The following is a 15,645-nucleotide window of genomic DNA, read 5'->3' on the forward strand; positions in this document are numbered from 1 at the left end:
GAATCCGAAAGCGACCAGCGGCGGGACGGCAACAGGCCCGCGACCGGAATCGCGGGCCTGTCATGCGGGGAAAGGTCAGCCGACGCCCTGGACGGCGTCCTTGTGGACGTGGACGCCGGCACCCAGTTCGACGATCTGGGACTCGGTCAGGCCCAGGCCCTGCCAGACCTGGACGATCAGGTAGATGCCGGACGGCTGCTTGAGCCACAGCTCCCACCCGGTGTCACCGCCGGGCGCGGACGGAGTGTCAGTTCCATCCGGGTTCATGCCGGGCAGGCTCTTCAGCAGTACGCCCTCCTGGTCGCCGACCTTGACCTTCTTGCCCTCGCGGGACGGGCCGTTCTGGTCCTTCGACTCGAGCATGATGGCGATCTTGTCGACGAACGATTCGGCGTCGTAGACGGGGGCCTCGGACGGGTTGACGTCGGGGCCGGGGTTCTTCGCCTTGTTCGGGGCGATCGTCAGGAAGCCCTGCTCGCTCGACTGGACGAACCAGCCGTCCGGCACCTTGTCGACGGTGAAGCCCTTGGGCTGCTCGCCCTTGTAGGCGACCAGCTGCACACTGGCCGGTCGTTCCGGTGAAACCGGGGCGGTGGTGGGACCGCCAGTAGTGGCGACCGCGATCGCGGCGGCCAGTGCGGCGACGCCGAACGCGGAGCCGGCGGTGGTCTGCACAAGGCGGCGACGGCGCAGGGCGCGGCGGCCGCGGGTCAGGTCCGCTTCGACCTGATCAGAGGAAATGGTGGTCATCGGCCCGGCGATCTGCTGAAGGTGATCCCGCAGGTCGTTCATGGGGTGGCTCCCTGGCTGGAAAAAGTGGGTAGTGCGGCACGGAGACGATCCAGGCCCCGGGCGGTCTGGCTTTTGACGTTGCCCTCCGAGCAGCTCAGCGCGTCCGCGGTCGCTGCCACATCGAGGTCGTAGAAGTAACGGAAGACAACCGCCGCCCGCATCCGGGGTGGCAGCTCGCGAAGCGCCTGCTTCACGGCCTCACCGGCAAGGCCAGAGCCGGTGGGCGTATCGCCGACGACGTCGGGGAGCACAGCCATGGTCTGCTCCCGGCGCCGCCAGATCCGCCGCTTCTCGTCGATCAACGCATTCACCAGCACACGCCGGACATATCCGTCCGGGTTGTCGGCCCGCTGGAAGGCCGGCCAGGCGACGTAGAGCTTTGTGAGTGCCGCCTGAACGAGGTCTTCGGCCAGGTGCGTGTCGCCTGCGGTCAGCAGGGTCGCCGTGTGCAGAAGCCGAGGTCGCCGGCTGACCACGAAATCGTGGAACTGCTCGTCTCGCTCGGTCCGGCCCGAGCCTCTGTCTCGTCTCACACCCCGATGACGATCGGCTTCCCGGCCAGGTTGCATCGGCCCATCATGAACCTGGGCTTCCAGTTCAGCCTCAGCTGGTGAAGCGCACTCTCTCAACCCCGAGGTTTCCGTACGGTCGAGACGAGGCTCGCCGTCGACCAATCACCCTCTCAGCGCTTCAAGCGTGGTGAGCGCATCGGCATAGGAGTGGAAGCGGACGCCACCCCGGCGGGCACGTTCGCCGAGGGTGAAGACCCACCCGCGTACGGGCGAAAGGGTGTCAGCGATCTCCCGCACGTTGTCCGCAGTGAAGTCCAGGCCGACCAGCAGCGGATGAGCGATGGCGAGGTCGTTCAAGTCGGTGACCTGGAACTCCTGCTCGTACTCGGGCGCGCGGTCGCGCAGGAACGCCCACGAGTCGTGATACTCCGGCAGCACGTCGGCCTGGAAGAAGGACACCTCGAGGTCGGGCTGCGCCGTGTAGTCGCTGATCACCCAGCCCGGGTCGTCGTCGTGGGCGATCTCGATGCCGGCGCACACGATTCCGATTCCGGCTTCGCTGAGGCCGGCCCGCACGTCGGCCGAGAGGACAGCTCGCCGAACCGGCTGCACCATCCGAGCATGGACGGCTTGAGCGGTCTGCACGATTCGGCCTGGGTCGTCGTCCAGATTCATCACCGGCACGAGCGACGCACGTGACAGCGCCGTGTCGATCTCAACGGCCTGCTCGACCGTGATCTCCCGACCGTCGTCAAACCGTGGATCGGGCGCCAGATCAACCCCGATCAGGTCTGTCCCCAGCTTTTCCAGCGCGATGGCTTCGTCCACCGAACGGACGCGATCCACCTTGATCAGCTTGTTCTCCCACGGCGCCCTGGCACCTCGGCCCAGACGATCGGCTTCCCGGCCAGGTTGCATCGCCACATCATGAACGATGATGTCGACCGTGGAACTGGACGAGTATCAGCGGCGCGCGTTGTTCACGGCGGCTCCCCGCGACAAGCAGAACGAGCTGCTGCACCTCGTGCTCGGGCTGGTCGGCGAATCCGGTGAGGTGGCCGAGAAGTTCAAGAAGTGGGTTCGCGACCTCGACAGCGACGAGTCACGGATCGACCGGGCCGGTGTCGCCAAGGAGTTGGGTGACGTGCTCTGGTATCTGGCCGTGCTGGCCGACTACCTCGATCTGTCGCTGGACGACATCGCCACGGCCAATCTGGCCAAGCTGGCCGACCGGCAGAGCCGCGGCCAGCTTGGCGGTAGTGGCGACAACCGTTGAACGAGGTCAGTGCACCAGCTCAGGCTGAGGGCGGTTTGCCGGGATGAGCAGGGTGGCCAGCAGGCCGAGCAGCAGCAAGCCCGCGGCGATAAAAGCACCCAATGCGATGCCGTCGGCCATGGCGTTTCGGGCGGCCTCGGCGACACTTGCGGTGGCGGGATTGGCTGCCAAGGGGGCGATCACGGCGCCGGCGCTGTCGGTGACTGCGGACGCGTAGCCGTCGATCTGGGCGGCTGGAAGCTGACCGGCCGTCGTGAGCGTGTCTTTGACCTGGTGGCCCAGGGTGGAGAAGAAGACCGTCGTGAGTACGGCGATGCCCAGCGCCGAACCGAGCTGGCGGAACGTGGACTGGATGCCGGAGCCCTGGCCCGCTTCGGTCAGGGGGACGTCGGCCAGGACCACGTTGGTGACCTGCGCGGTGGCGAAGCCCACGCCGATGCCGTAGATAAACATGGCGATCGCGATCGACCACCACGGGGCTGAGGTCGCGGCGGCGATCACAGCCAGGCCGGCCAGCGCGGCTGCTTCCAGGGCCAGACCCAGCCGTACGAAGGTCAGCGCGGACAGCGATGACAGCCCGAAGCTCATGCCGTTGGCGACGAAGCTTCCCACCGCGAGGGGCACGAGAGCGGCGCCGGCCTGCAGTGACGTGTAGCCGAGGGTGAACTGCAGCCAGAGCGGGAGCACCGCGACGATACCGAACTCGCCGAGCCCGATGATCACCGTGGCGATGTTGCCGTTGCGGAACGAGGGGATGCGGAACAGGCGGGTGTCCATCAGGGGCTGGCCGTCCCGGCTGAGCCGCACCTGCCTCAGCACGAAGAGGGTCAGCGTGACCGCGGCGACGATCAGGGCGAAGAACACCGGGGACAGGCCCGCGATGTCCGTGCCGCCGATGCTGGTCACCCAGCCGTAGGTGCGGCCTTCGACCAAGCCGTACGCGAGTGCGCCGAGCCCGGCCACCGACAGCAGCGCGCCGGGGACGTCGATGCGCCCGGCCGACCGCGGCGACGGCGCGATGAAGACCACAGTGAGGATGAAGATCAGGACGACCAGGGGGACGTTGATGCCGAACGCCCACCGCCAGCTCGCGTGCTCGGCGAACCAGCCACCGATGACCGGGCCGACCGCGGTGGCCGCGCCGATCGTGGAGCCCCAGACCGCGTACGCCTGACCCCGCTCTTTGCCGGTGAACGTCTGGTTCAGCAGCGAGAGGGAGGTGGGCAGCAGCATCGCCCCGCCCGCGCCCTGCAGGAACCGGGCCAGGATCAGCACCTCGCCGGTGGGGGCCAGCCCGGCCAGCAGGCTGGTGACGCCGAAGACGAGCACGCCGAGGGCGAACACGCGGCGGGCACCGACCAGGTCGGCCACGCGTCCGAAGATCAGCAGGAGGGCGGCGAAGACGATCGCGTACGACTCCTGGATCCACTGGGCCTGCGTCGAGTTGACGCCGAGGTCCTCGATGACCGCGGGCGTGATCACATTCACGATCGTCGTGTCGACCACGATCATCGCGACGCCGAGTGCGATCCCGACCAACCCCAGCCACTTACGCGTCTCCGCCGTCATACCCGCTCCCCAATTAGTAACATCGTCAAACTATCACGCGATCAAACTATTTGACAGTGATATCTTCTGGAGGTGACCACACATGCTCAGCGCGACCGGCTACTGGCCGGGCTGCGGAGCCACGGCATCGCCTACACCGAGCTCGGCCGACGGCTCGGCATCGCCATGGGTCAGCATCAGAGCGACGCCAAGGCACTCATCGAGATCCTCGAGGCCGACGATCACGGCGCGCCGCTGACGCAGTCGCAGCTGAGTCAACGCATCGGGCTGACCGCCGGGGCGACCTCGTCACTGCTCAACCGGCTCGAAGAGGCCGGCCACATCGTGCGGGTCCGCGACAGCGCCGACCGTCGCCTGGTCACCCTGCGGGCCACGCCGGGCGTGGATGCACTGGTCGACAGCTTCTTCGGCCCGCTCACCGAACGCATGGGCGAGATGATGGCGAGCTATCCGCCCGAGGTGCTGGCCGAGATCGAGCGCTTCCTCGGCGACGTCAGCACCACGATGAACGACTACATCAAAGAGGTGTCAGCACCGCGGTCCTAGGCCGGGAGAACGAGGTAGCCCACACGGCCAGGCCGATCAGCGGCAGCACGGCTCCGAGGACACAGGCGCCGATCCAGCCGTACGCATGATGCAGCGCCCCGGTCAACGCCGACGAAACCGCGCCGCCGGTGAAGACGGTGGTCATGAAGACGGTGTTGATGCGGGCTCGCGCGCCGTCCCGCAAGGCGAAGATCTCGTGCTGGCTCAGCACCTGATGGGCCTGCACGGCGAAGTCGAGCAGCACCCCGGCCACGGCCAGCGCAATCACGCTGCGGTGACCCACGGCCGCGAGCACCAGGGTCAGCGACGCCAGCGCCAGAGCCGCACCACTGGCCCACCGGCCGTGACCGCGGTCGGCCAGCCGGCCGGCCACCGGAGCGGCGAGAGCGCCACCCGCGCCGATCAGGGCGAACACGGCGATCTGCGTCTGGGAGAAACCGTGCTCGTCGATCAGTTCGTAGCCGATCGCCGTCCAGAAGGCGGTGAACGCCCCGAACATCATGGCCTGCGAGAGCGCCCGTCGGCGCAGCGGCCGCGAGGACCGGGCCAGGGCGAACACCGAGCGAAGCAGCGAACCGTAGCTGCCACTGCTGACACCCACGAGCGGCAGCATCCGATGCAGCACCACGGCCAGCACGACCATCAGGCCGGCCGAGATGAAGTAGATCGCGCGCCAGCCCCACGCCTCGGCGACCAGCGACGACACAGTACGGGCAAGCAGGATCCCCAGCAGCAGCCCGCTCATCACCTTGCCGACCATCGCCCCGCGCCGCTCCGCGGGAGCCAGATGCGATGCGAGCGGGATCAGGATCTGCGCGACGACCGACGTGACACCGATCAAAATCGCCACCCCGAGGAACATCCCGTACGCGGGAGAGAGCGCAGCCAACAGCAGAGCGCTCGCCGTCCCGGCCAGCAGGCGGGTGACCAGCTTGCGGTTCTCGATCAGGTCACCGAGCGGCAGCAGGAAGAGCAGCCCGACCGCATATCCGGCCTGGGTCAGCGTCACCACGATGGTCGCCGCGCCCTGGCTCACCCCGAACGTGCCGGCCACCAGGTCGAGCAGGGGCTGGGCGTAGTACAGGTTGGCCACGGTCAGGCCGCAGGCCGCCGCGAGGACGAAGGTCAGCACTCCCGCCAGTCAACTCGGGCGAGAGCAGCAATGGCTACGCGGAGTGACCGAACTCATGGGTCGCCACGAACGAGGCGACATAGTCGACGAGCCGCACCGACGGGGTCCAGCCGAGCTCGCCGGCCTTGGTGGTGTCGGCCTGGCCGCGGGTGCGCTCGCCGCGCAGGGCCGGGGTCAGCTCGTAGGGCACACCGAACATCTCGGCCACCTCGATGATCGGCCACTCGTGGCCGGCGCCGAGCAGGTAACCGTCGCCGCTGCCCTTGTGGGCGACCAGCACGATGCCGCGGACGATGTCGTCGATGTGGGTGAAGTCGCGGGTCTGGGTGCCGGGCGACACCACCGGCAGCGGCTCGCCCTTGAGGTACTTGTCTTCGAAGATGCCGATCACGGTGGCGTACTTGCCGCTGGTGATCTGGCCGGGCCCGTAGACGTTGTAGAAGTAGGTGATCGCGTAGTCGAGGCCGTACCAACTCGAGTAGTTCTTGATGTACTCGATGTTTTTGGCCTTGGTCCACGCGTACGGGTTGAGGTTTTCGTCCTGCCCGTCGTTGCCGAACTTCGAGCTCGAACCCGCGTAGATCAGCTTGGCGCCGTGGGCCGAGGCGAACTTGACCACCTCTTTGGTCCCGAGGAGGTTGAAGTCCCAGGTCAGGTCGTGGTCTTCGAACGACGTGACGATGCGGGAGTATTCGCCGAGGTGGAACACGATCTCGGGGCGGGGCAGGCCACGGTCGGCCCAGATCTTGGCCAGGTCGACGGTCGAGCCGTCGAGGTAGGTGACCCGGGGGTCGTTCACGTGGTTTTCCGGGACGCCGGTGAAGTAGTTGTCGAGCGACACCACCGCGGCCGCCGGGAAGTCTTCGAGCAGCGATTTGATCAGGGCAGAACCGACAAACCCAGCACCACCGGTGACCAACAGTGTCTGACTCAACGCACTTCTCCCGACTGACGACTCCCGATCGAGAGGCTACCAAGAGGGGCCCGCCCGGCCCGAATCGTTCGAGCAGAGCGGGCCCGATCCGGAACTACCAGGGAGAGGGCGCCGGAGGAGCCACCACCGGCGGACGGTCGTCACAGGTGATCGTGTTCGGCAGCAGCCACGGGGCGAGCCAGCCGCCGTCGTTGCCACCACGGTCGGTGACGGTGAACTCGGATCCGGTGGCCGGGAAGCCGAACTTGCCACAGTTGTTCACGCCGACCGCGCCGACGTTACGGGCGTCCACGTTCTCGAACGACGCACCGCCCGCGACCCGGGCACTGAGCACGCTCGTACCGGTGCCGTCGATCCTCAGGTCTTTGAAGTGCACGTTCGGGATCGAGTAGAGATCCTTCACCGACCACTCCGAGACCATCATGATCGCGTTGTACGTGCTGTCGAGGTAGTGGTCGCCGGTGACCTGGATGTCGGCATCGATGCTCTTGTCGAGCGCGTAGATCCAGATCGCGCCCAGACCGATCTTCCAGTTCAATTCGAAAGTTCCCGCCCGTACGGTCGTGTTGTCCACGAACCGCAGCGTGCCGGTGAACGGTTCGGCGCCGAAGCGGGAACCGGCGTGCAGGGCGCTGCCCTCGCGGATCGGGTCGGCGACCAGGTTGTTCGAGACGGTGATGTCCTTACCGCCGTAGATCGCGATGCCGTTGGCCAGCACCGGCGTCTGCACGGTGTTGCGGTCGAACGTATTGCCCGCGTTGGTGGTCTTCTCGGCCCACATGGCCAGCCCGTCGTCACCGCTGTTGCGGACGAAGTTGTTGCGGGCCACCGAGTTCGTGACTCCGGTGTGGAAGTTGAGCGCGTCGGCGATCTGGTCGACGACGATGTTGTTCTCGATCCGGGTGCCGGTCATCGGGCCGTCGAACCACAGGCCGACCTTGGTGTGCTGGATGTAGAGACCCTTGACGCTCGAGTCGCTCATCGCCCCGCCGACGCCGTTGACCTGGTCGGTGTCGATTCTTTCCCGTACGTCGCCCTGGATCGCGAATCCCGACAGGTGCACGTTGCGACTGCCACCGTCGGCCGCGTCCTTGCCGTAGAAACCGACCCCGGTGTGCACCGATCCGTCCGGGGCGGGTGTGCTCAGGGCGACCTCGCGGCCCTTGATGGTCGTGTACCAGTTGCCGGCGCCCTCGATGGTCACGTTGTCGACCACGATGTGGCGGTTGACCTGATAGACGCCCGGCGGGATGTAGACCTTGAGCTTGGTCTTCTTCGCGAACGCGATGGCCTTGTCGATCGCCGGGGCGGAGTCGCGCTTGCCGGTCGGGTCCGCCCCGAAGGCCAGCACGTTGGCCGCGATCAGGTTGACGTACGGGAGACCGACCTGTTCCGAGTCGAGCAGGTCGATGACCGTCCACGGCACGGCCGACGACGCGGTCAGACGCACCTTCTCACCGGCCGCGACCGTACGCCCGAGCAACAGGCGCTGCTCGTCGTAGAAGTGGAACGGCCGGAACGGCTTGGTGATCTCGGGCGCCGGAGTGGTCGCGGCGGGCACGCAGGCGCACTCGGTGATCCACCAGTCCGGGTGCAGCAGGTCGGCGTTCGGGTCGTTGGTGAACGGATACTGGTTGTAGAGGTACGAGTACTGCGAGGTCAGCGTCATCGAGCGGGACACGCTGCCGGCCTTGACGGCGAGCGGGGCGGTGAGCCCGCCGCCGGTGGCCGAGTCGGGGATGCTGTAGCGCACGGTGATCGCGTTGGCTGCCTTGGGCAGCGTGAACTCGACGTACTGACCCGGGGTGAGGCGGACGGCGGAACGGCCGGAGGCCTCGGCGGGCAGCGTGTAGGCCTCCCGGCTCGGGCCGATGACCGTGCCGGTGGTCTTGGCGTTCTCGGCTTCCTGCTCGAGGAAGTTGACGCTCGCGCCCCGACCGGCCACCAGCGCCGGGTCGAGGCCGGCGCGGGTGACCGGCGTGGTGGTGGGCGCGGCGACAGCGGGGGACGGAAGGAGCGCGGCGGCGCTCAGCACGGCAACGGCCAGGACGGCCGGCCGTCTCATCGATATAGGCATCGAGGCGGCTCTTTCTCGAGGGGAGCGTTCCCCGCGGCGGGACGGGCGCCGGGTGGGGTGGAGTGACCATAAGATTGCTGTGACGCAGTCCACAAGGTTCAGTCCGAAGTTTTCGTCAGATTGCTCGGTGCTTACGTGAAGCGCTCGGTTTCTTGCACGCTCGTCGTGTTGCTGGTCGCCGCTTGCAGCAAGTCGCCGCAGGAGCCCGCGTGGACGCGGATCGATCTGCCCGCCGACGGCCCGGTGACCCTGACCGACGTCGCCGACTGCGGCGGTACGTGGTGGGCCGTGGGCGCCGTGCGGACCAGCGCCACCGAGATGCGCCCGGCCGCGTGGACCGACGGCGGGTCGGGAGCGTGGTCAGCGGTCCGATTCGACCCGCTGCCGAGCAGCTACTACGGGCCGCGACAGGAAATCCGGAGCATGGCCTGCGCGGCGGGCCGGGTGGCAATGGTCGGCGCCGTTCCGGGCGGCGCTCACGGCAATCCCCGCGTCAGCACATGGCGGCTCGACGGGGAGCGGATCGTCGAGAACGCCGCTCCCTTCGAGACCTACGGCGGAGACGAGGCCGTCGGCGTCGGGCCGATCGCCGCCGGAGCCGAGGGGTTTGCGATCGTGGGCATCCGGACCAGCGGTGCGGCGGCCTGGTTCTCGCCGGACGGCAAGACGTTCACGTTGAGCGAGTCGGACATCGCGGGCACGGCCGCTCTGGCGGTTGGCGCGCGGCCGGACGGCGGCTGGTCGATCACGGGAACGGGCGCCGACCAGCAGACGGCCGCCTGGATCGTCGACGACGGTCGGTGGACGAGCGTCGCGCCGCCTACGGGCGTACGGGAAACCGGTTTTGACGTTGACGGGAAGCCCTCGATCGCCGTGGCCGAGCGGGGCGACAGTGTGGTGATGGCGACGAGTGACAGCCTGTGGCAGGCCACGCGATAGCTGTCCAACTGACCCCGTATGGACCAATCCGGCGCGGTCGCGGCCGAATTACCGGTTTCTTCCAGTTTCGTTGGTCATGCTCGTGGGGTGAGCGACAACATTTCCCGTCGATCCCTGCTGGCCGGAGCCGGCGGCCTCCTCGTGGGGGCCGCCGTGCCGGGCAGCGCCCAGGCCGCGCCCGGCCGCACCTCGCGAGTCAGCCGCGGCACCACGCTCGCCTACGCTGACCTGCACAATCACACACTTCTGTCGGACGGGCTGGGCGAACCCGAACTGGCCTACGCGTCGATGCGCTCGGCCGGGCTCGACGTCGCCGCGCTGACCGACCACGCCACCGACTCCGGCTTCACCGGCATCACCACGGCCAAGTGGCAGCAGATCGGCAAACTGACCGAACTGGCCGACCAGACCGGCGCCTTCACGTCGATCCGGGGCTTCGAGTGGTCGCACAACCACCTCGGCCACGTCAACGTCTGGGGCACCGACGGCTTCCTCGGCGCGGGCGGGGTGACCAGCATGACGACCGTCTACGACTGGCTCGCCGGCACCACCGGGGTGGCCAGCTTCAACCATCCGGGGCGGCAGCGGGAGCGGTTCGGCGATTTCGCGTACGACCCCCGGGTCGCCGAACACATGGTCGCGCTGGAGATGTTCAACAACGAGGACGACTACCTCTTCGAAGGCTGGCCGCAGCGCACCTCGCCGCTGGTCGCCTGTCTGAACGCGGGCTGGCGGACCGGGCTGTCCGGGGTCGCCGACGAGCACGGCTTCGACTGGGGCAAAGACCGTGGCAAGGGGCTGACCGGGCTGTGGGTCACCGAGAACACGCGGGCCGGGGTGCTGGCCGCGATGCGGGCCCGCCGCTTCTTCGCCAGCCGGGTCAAGGGGCTGCGCCTGGACGCGACGGCCGCCGGCGTACGGATGGGCGGTCGTCTGCCGATCGCCAAGGGTGACGTGACGTTCCGCCTCGACCTCGACCGCGGCCCGGAGGCGGCCGGCCACCCGCTGCGTGTGCAGGTGCTCCGGCCCGGCCCGGCCGCACCCGAGGTCGTACACCTGCAGGACCTGGACGAGAGCCAGGTCGTCCGGTTCACCGTGCCGCTCGATGTTGCCGACGGTGACTGGGTGGTTCTGCGGATCGCCGACCCGAACCGGGACAACGCGACACCCGGCCCGATCGGGCACGTCAGCAACGACTTCGCCCTCGCCTATTCGAGCCCGTGGTGGCTGACCGGCGGATCAACTCCGGCCAAGTCGTCAACTCGCCACCCGTCCGGCCGATAAAAAGCGCGTGAAACCATCGGAGTCCGCGGACGGCACCAAGCTCGTGCACGTCGGGCGCCAGCCGATCTTCGATGCACAGGGTGACGTCGTCGCTTACGAGCTGCTCTTCCGCGGCAGCATGGAGGCGGTCGCGGCCGGCCGCCAGGACACGTACGCGACCAGCACCGTCATGATCAACGCGTTCACGGAGTTCGGCATCCGCGAGGTCGCGGGCGATCGGCTCTGCTTCATCAACCTGACCCGCGAGTTCCTGTCCGGCGAACTGCCGCTGCCGTTCGGCCCGTCACAGGTGGTGCTCGAGGTGCTCGAGACGGTCGAGATGGACGACGAGGTCGTCGCCGGGATCACCCGGCTCGCCGAGGCCGGCTACCGGATCGCCCTCGACGACTTCGTCTGGGGGGCCGGGCAGGAGCGGCTGTTCGAGCTGGCCTCGTACGTGAAACTCGATCTGCTCGACGGTGACCTCACGCACCTCGACGAGGTGGTCGCCGCCGTCCGGCAGCACCCCAACATCCAGATCGTGGCCGAGCGCCTCGAGACCGACGAACAGCTCGCGATCGCCGAGCGTTACGGCATGGAGTTGCGGCAGGGGTACGCCCTGAGCCGCCCCCAGGTGCTGACCGTGGCCAGCCTGTCCCCGTCCCGCCTGCGCAGGCTCGAACTGGTCACCGCGCTCAGCGCCCCCGACGCCGACATGCCCCGCATCGTCGAGATCATCGCGAGCGATCCCGCGCTGTCGCTGCGCGTGCTCCGGGCCAGCAACTCGGTCGCCGCCGGGCATGCCAACCGCGTTTCCTCCGTACGCCAGGCCGTGGTGATGGTCGGTCTCAAGCACATCCGGCAGTGGGCGATGCTGATGGTGCTGGACGACGTCGGTGGGCCGGCCGAGGAACACATGCTCGGGGTGCTGACCCGGGCCCGGCTCTGCGAGAACGTGGCGCCCTGGTTCGGGGCCGCCCCCGACGCGGCGTTCATGGCCGGCGTGATCACCGGGGTGGCCGGCCTGCTGGGCATCTCCCCGGCCGAGATGTCCGACCAGTTCCCGCTGGCCCCGGCGGTCGCGGCCGCGCTCACCACCGGCAGCGGGCGGCTCGGGCAGGCGCTGGCCGCGGTCGACTCGTACGAGCGGGGTGAGCTGGGCACCTTCGACCTGGCCCCGCAGTACATGGACGCGGTGCGCTGGTCGACCCGGGCCTTGGACGCCTCGAACCGGCTGGCCGCCGCGTAGGGTTTCGCTGATGGATGTCGCCATCGTCACCGGCGCGGGTTCCGGGCTCGGCCGTCATCTCGCCGTGGGGCTCGCCGAGGACGGCGCTCACGTGATCGCCGCCGACATCGACCTTTCGGCGGCCACCTCGACCGCGGCGCAGATCGGCGGCACGGCCTTCCGCTGCGACGTCACGTCGCCTTCGGCCGCCGCCGACCTGATCGCGGCGGCCGTCGACCTGGGCGGCCCACACGTGCTGATCAACAACGCCGGCGGCTGGACCCCCGGTGATCAGTTTCCGGCGGCGCCCTACGAGGCCTGGTCGGGAACGCTCGACCTCAACCTGCGGGCCCCGATGCACCTGACCCAGCTCGCGCTGGAGCCGATGGCCCGCGTCGGGGGCGGCGCGATCCTCAACATCGCCTCGTCGGCCGGGGTCGAGGACTCCCCCTACGGCTCCCCCGAATACGGTGCGGCCAAGGCCGGGCTGGTCCGCTTCACGACGACGCTGGGCGACCCCGGCCGGATCGGCGGCACCCGGGTCATGTGCCTGGTGCCGAACTGGATCGGGCTCGAGCGGGCGCACGCCGAGCTGGCCGCGATGTCGCCGGATGAACGCGCCCAGGCATCCCCGCTGATTCCGCCCTCCAAGGTCGTGGCGGCCGCGCTCGGGCTTTTGCGGGCCGGCACCGGCGGGACGGTGCTAGAGCTCGTCGGCTCTCTTCCGTAAAGCTCGCCTCTCGATGCCGTCCGGTGTCGCCGCCGCGGCCTCGTAGAAGAGGGCTCTGGCTTTCTCGGGTTCGCCGGCGCGGGCGGTGAGATCGGCCTCCACCGCGATCACCAGCGGGTAGACCTGTCTGTCCAGATTTATCGTCTCAAGCAGCTCCAATCCAGCTTTCGCCCCGTACGCATACCCGTGCGTCACGGCCCGATTCAGCTGCACGACGTCGGTGGGCTGCACGCGTGCCAGCTCGTCGTACCAGAGCGCGATCGACCCCCAATCGGTCTCGCCCTCGGTCGCATGACAGGCGGCGATGCGCGCGTGCAAGGCGTACGGGCCCTCGACCGGTGTCCGCAGCAGGATCTCGAGCGCCTCGGCGATCGCCGGCCGGTCCCAGAGCGCGCGGTCCTGCCGGTCCAGCGTCACCAGCTCGCCCGCGGCATCGCGCCGGGCATGCCGCCGCGAATGCTGCAACAGGAACAACGCCAGCAGCGACGACACCTCGGACTCGCCCGGCATCAGCTCGCTCAGCAGCCGGGCCAGGCGGATGGCCTCCTCGGCCAAGACCGGCTCCCCGTCGTACCCGCGCGTGAACAGCAGATAGAGCACCGCCAGCACGCCCGGCAGCCGCTCGCCGAGCGCGTCACCCTCGGGCACCCGGTACGGAATGCGGGCCGCCGAGATCTTGGACTTGGCCCGGGTGATCCGCCGGGTCATCGCCGACTCACTGACCAGGAAGACGCGGGCGATGTCGGCCGTGGGGACGCCGGCCACCGTACGCAGAGTGAGCGCGACCCGGGCCTCCAGGGCCAGCGCCGGATGGCAGCACGTGAAGATCAACCGCAGGCGGTCGTCCTCCTCGGGTGGAGCCGGTTCGATCATGGCGGCCTCCCGCAGCTTCCGCTCCTCGACGGCGGCCCGGCGCATGACGTCGATGGCCCGGTTCCGGGCGACCGTCATCAGCCAGCCGCCCGGATTGTCCGGCACCCCGTCGCGCGGCCACCGCTCGAGCGCGACGGCGAGCGCGTCCTGCGCGCAGTCCTCGGCCAGCGTCCAGTCCCCCGTCACCCGGATCAGGGTGGCGACGAGCCGTCCCCAGTGCTCCTCGTGGGCCCGCGCGACGGCGTCCATCTCAGAGGTTGGCGAACGGCCGCAGCTCGATCCGGCCCCCGTACGCCATCGGATGCGCGGCGGCGACCGCGATCGCCTCGTCGAGGTCGGCGCACTCCAGGATGTCGAAGCCCACGATCACCTCTTTCGTCTCGGTGAACGGCCCGTCGGTCAGCATCGTCTCGCCACCCCGCACCCGTACGGTCGTGGCCGCACTCGGCGGAGCGAGCACGTCCCCCATGATTCGGCGACCGGCGGCGTCGTTCTCGGCCACCCACACCTCGATGTCGGGCACGCGGGAGTCGTCGGTCTCGGGCTCGGGGTCGCTGCAGACGAACATCATGTACTTCACGGCTGTCTCCTCTTCCGTTCCGACCTTGTCACCAGGGTGACGAACGGCGAACCACCGATCCGGACAGCTCTTCCGGATTTTTATCCGGGCATGTTCAGCGGCGTGATCACCTGCACCACCGAGGACTCCTCCGCGCGGCTCGGCTGCACGATTGTCCGGCAGGCCGTCCGCAGGTCCGCCCGCAGATCATGATGCAGCACGGCGGATAGACGCCCGGCGCGCAGCAACTCGATGGTTTCGTCGTCCAGCTCGTGCGCCACAAAAACGTCATAGTTGCGTCGGGCTTCGGCAAAGGCGTTCACCACGTACGCGGTCTGCCCGCTACCCGCGTCATAAACGGCTCGCACCGACGGGCTGTCGGCCAGCAGTTGCTTCACGCCGTCGGGCTCGATCACCAGAACACGCCGGTTGGGTGCACGCGCGGCCAGCTCGCTCCGGAAGCTCCCGGTCCGGCCATTGTCCCCGGCGGCCACGATCAGGACGTCGCCCGCCCGGTCGGCCAGCCACTGCTCGACCAGGTAGGCGGCGGTGGCGCCCGCTTCCCCCCGGTCGAGCGCGACCACCGGGATCTTCAGATGCGCGACCGCCTCGGCCAGCTCCGGGCTCGGCGCGGCCTGCAGCACGAGCCCGTGCGACCGAGACCGGGCAATGCGGGCCACCGCGGCGAGCGGGTCATCAGCCGCGTGGAAGCGGGGCCGGATCACGGCCGGACGCAGCCCCGGCAACTCGGCCCGCAGGGCGGCCTCGGCTCGCTCCGGTTCGTGCACGACAAGGTCGATCGACCAGGTGCGACCCGGCGACTGCCGATCCAGGGCAGCGATGGCCTGGTGGACCTCACGGACGGTGCTTTCCCGTACGCCGCCACGCTCGTGCAGAACCCGGTCGACGGTGGCTTGGCTGAGGCCGGCCTGGGCGGCGATCTCGCGGACTCGGTGCTTCACGCCCCTCCCCTTCCTCGACCGGTTGCCGCGCGTAGCGCGGGCCCTCGCGCGCCCGCACGTGTACGCGTAGACCCTCCGCCTCCCCCGGCCACCCGGGGAATGGGAGGAGGTTAGGGGACTTGTCAAGCGCACGGAACACGGTTATCCACAGGGGCGAGCGAGTTATCCACAGGGCGCGGCGCCGTTGTGGGTGGGGCGCTAGCGTCGTGAGGCTTCGAACCCCTCACCCGTACAGGATGAGGGGTTTCTGAGG

The 15,645-nt window shown here is 68.8% G+C and carries 16 protein-coding genes; 6 read left to right on the forward strand and 10 right to left on the reverse strand.

Annotation, left to right across the window (positions count from 1 at the left end; all coding sequences use genetic code 11):
• Positions 1-75: 75 nt before the first annotated feature.
• From KOI35_RS28340 to KOI35_RS28350, 3 genes are all read right to left on the reverse strand, one after another.
• Positions 76-792 carry a hypothetical protein gene (locus tag KOI35_RS28340; RefSeq protein ID WP_215791692.1) on the reverse strand — a complete coding sequence of 239 codons (717 nt, stop codon included), beginning with the start codon at positions 790-792 and terminating at the stop codon, positions 76-78.
• Entirely contained in the window at positions 789-1,361 is a 573-nt protein-coding gene (locus KOI35_RS28345; RefSeq protein WP_215791693.1) for a SigE family RNA polymerase sigma factor, read from the reverse strand. Before KOI35_RS28345 ends, KOI35_RS28340 begins: the two co-directional genes overlap by 4 nt.
• Positions 1,362-1,466: 105 nt before the next feature.
• Positions 1,467-2,222, reverse strand: coding sequence for a beta/alpha barrel domain-containing protein (locus tag KOI35_RS28350; protein WP_215791694.1), 756 nt, complete (start codon positions 2,220-2,222; stop codon positions 1,467-1,469).
• Between the two features lie 19 nt (positions 2,223-2,241).
• On the opposite strand from KOI35_RS28350, the gene KOI35_RS28355 reads away from it, so the two are divergent.
• Positions 2,242-2,580, forward strand: a complete 339-nt coding sequence (locus tag KOI35_RS28355) for a nucleoside triphosphate pyrophosphohydrolase family protein (RefSeq protein WP_246613911.1) — start codon at positions 2,242-2,244, stop codon at positions 2,578-2,580.
• Positions 2,581-2,586: 6 nt separating this feature from the next.
• On the opposite strand, the gene KOI35_RS28360 is transcribed toward KOI35_RS28355, so the two are convergent.
• The gene (locus tag KOI35_RS28360; RefSeq protein WP_215791696.1) at positions 2,587-4,149 is read right to left on the reverse strand and encodes a DHA2 family efflux MFS transporter permease subunit; all 1,563 of its coding nucleotides are present in this window, start codon (positions 4,147-4,149) and stop codon (positions 2,587-2,589) included.
• Between the two features lie 72 nt (positions 4,150-4,221).
• Here KOI35_RS28360 and KOI35_RS28365 point away from each other — a divergent pair, with 72 nt between their 5' ends.
• A complete protein-coding gene (locus KOI35_RS28365) occupies positions 4,222-4,695 on the forward strand; it encodes a MarR family winged helix-turn-helix transcriptional regulator (RefSeq protein WP_215791697.1) in 474 nt (157 codons plus the stop codon).
• Here the strand turns inward: KOI35_RS28365 and KOI35_RS28370 are convergent.
• The 3 genes from KOI35_RS28370 to KOI35_RS28380 all read right to left on the reverse strand — a co-directional run bounded on the left by KOI35_RS28370 (position 4,667) and on the right by KOI35_RS28380 (position 8,838).
• Positions 4,667-5,827 carry an MFS transporter gene (locus KOI35_RS28370; RefSeq protein ID WP_308121184.1) on the reverse strand — a complete coding sequence of 387 codons (1,161 nt, stop codon included), beginning with the start codon at positions 5,825-5,827 and terminating at the stop codon, positions 4,667-4,669. The genes KOI35_RS28365 and KOI35_RS28370 overlap by 29 nt on opposite strands.
• 34 nt (positions 5,828-5,861) lie before the next feature.
• Entirely contained in the window at positions 5,862-6,761 is a 900-nt protein-coding gene (locus KOI35_RS28375; RefSeq protein WP_246613912.1) for an NAD-dependent epimerase/dehydratase family protein, read from the reverse strand.
• A gap of 94 nt (positions 6,762-6,855) precedes the next feature.
• Positions 6,856-8,838 (reverse strand): glycosyl hydrolase family 28-related protein, encoded by a 1,983-nt coding sequence (locus tag KOI35_RS28380; protein ID WP_215791698.1) that lies wholly within the window; start codon positions 8,836-8,838, stop codon positions 6,856-6,858.
• A 168-nt stretch (positions 8,839-9,006) separates the two neighbouring features.
• Here KOI35_RS28380 and KOI35_RS28385 point away from each other — a divergent pair, with 168 nt between their 5' ends.
• From KOI35_RS28385 to KOI35_RS28400, 4 genes are all read left to right on the forward strand, one after another.
• Positions 9,007-9,777 carry a hypothetical protein gene (locus tag KOI35_RS28385; RefSeq protein WP_215791699.1) on the forward strand — a complete coding sequence of 257 codons (771 nt, stop codon included), beginning with the start codon at positions 9,007-9,009 and terminating at the stop codon, positions 9,775-9,777.
• 87 nt (positions 9,778-9,864) lie between these two features.
• Positions 9,865-11,061 carry a CehA/McbA family metallohydrolase gene (locus KOI35_RS28390; protein WP_308121185.1) on the forward strand — a complete coding sequence of 399 codons (1,197 nt, stop codon included), beginning with the start codon at positions 9,865-9,867 and terminating at the stop codon, positions 11,059-11,061.
• Positions 11,062-11,068: 7 nt separating this feature from the next.
• Positions 11,069-12,289, forward strand: a complete 1,221-nt coding sequence (locus KOI35_RS49050) for an EAL and HDOD domain-containing protein (protein WP_308121186.1) — start codon at positions 11,069-11,071, stop codon at positions 12,287-12,289.
• A 10-nt stretch (positions 12,290-12,299) separates the two neighbouring features.
• Complete coding sequence (locus tag KOI35_RS28400; RefSeq protein WP_215791701.1) at positions 12,300-12,998, forward strand: SDR family NAD(P)-dependent oxidoreductase; 699 nt, start codon at positions 12,300-12,302, stop codon at positions 12,996-12,998.
• On the opposite strand, the gene KOI35_RS28405 is transcribed toward KOI35_RS28400, so the two are convergent.
• From KOI35_RS28405 to KOI35_RS28415, 3 genes are all read right to left on the reverse strand, one after another.
• The gene (locus tag KOI35_RS28405) at positions 12,972-14,120 is read right to left on the reverse strand and encodes an RNA polymerase sigma factor (RefSeq protein WP_215791702.1); all 1,149 of its coding nucleotides are present in this window, start codon (positions 14,118-14,120) and stop codon (positions 12,972-12,974) included. The genes KOI35_RS28400 and KOI35_RS28405 overlap by 27 nt on opposite strands.
• 1 nt (position 14,121) lies before the next feature.
• On the reverse strand, positions 14,122-14,451 hold the full coding sequence (locus tag KOI35_RS28410) for a YciI family protein (protein WP_215791703.1): 330 nt from the start codon (positions 14,449-14,451) through the stop codon (positions 14,122-14,124).
• A gap of 80 nt (positions 14,452-14,531) precedes the next feature.
• Positions 14,532-15,392, reverse strand: coding sequence for a LacI family DNA-binding transcriptional regulator (locus KOI35_RS28415; RefSeq protein ID WP_215791704.1), 861 nt, complete (start codon positions 15,390-15,392; stop codon positions 14,532-14,534).
• Positions 15,393-15,645 lie beyond the last annotated feature (253 nt).

It is taken from the genome of Paractinoplanes bogorensis (genome assembly GCF_018829635.1).
Lineage (GTDB): Bacteria > Actinomycetota > Actinomycetes > Mycobacteriales > Micromonosporaceae > Actinoplanes > Actinoplanes bogorensis.

What these genes read in the sequence shown, in the direction of transcription:
- KOI35_RS28340 (WP_215791692.1), bottom strand. Translation starts at nt 792, where the DNA reads ATGAACGACCTGCGGGATCACCTTCAGCAGATCGCCGGGCCGATGACC.
- KOI35_RS28345 (WP_215791693.1), bottom strand. Translation starts at nt 1,361, where the DNA reads ATGCAACCTGGCCGGGAAGCCGATCGTCATCGGGGTGTGAGACGAGAC.
- KOI35_RS28350 (WP_215791694.1), bottom strand. Translation starts at nt 2,222, where the DNA reads ATGCAACCTGGCCGGGAAGCCGATCGTCTGGGCCGAGGTGCCAGGGCG.
- KOI35_RS28355 (WP_246613911.1), top strand. Translation starts at nt 2,242, where the DNA reads ATGTCGACCGTGGAACTGGACGAGTATCAGCGGCGCGCGTTGTTCACG.
- KOI35_RS28360 (WP_215791696.1), bottom strand. Translation starts at nt 4,149, where the DNA reads ATGACGGCGGAGACGCGTAAGTGGCTGGGGTTGGTCGGGATCGCACTC.
- KOI35_RS28380 (WP_215791698.1), bottom strand. Translation starts at nt 8,838, where the DNA reads ATGCCTATATCGATGAGACGGCCGGCCGTCCTGGCCGTTGCCGTGCTG.
- KOI35_RS28400 (WP_215791701.1), top strand. Translation starts at nt 12,300, where the DNA reads ATGGATGTCGCCATCGTCACCGGCGCGGGTTCCGGGCTCGGCCGTCAT.
- KOI35_RS28405 (WP_215791702.1), bottom strand. Translation starts at nt 14,120, where the DNA reads ATGGACGCCGTCGCGCGGGCCCACGAGGAGCACTGGGGACGGCTCGTC.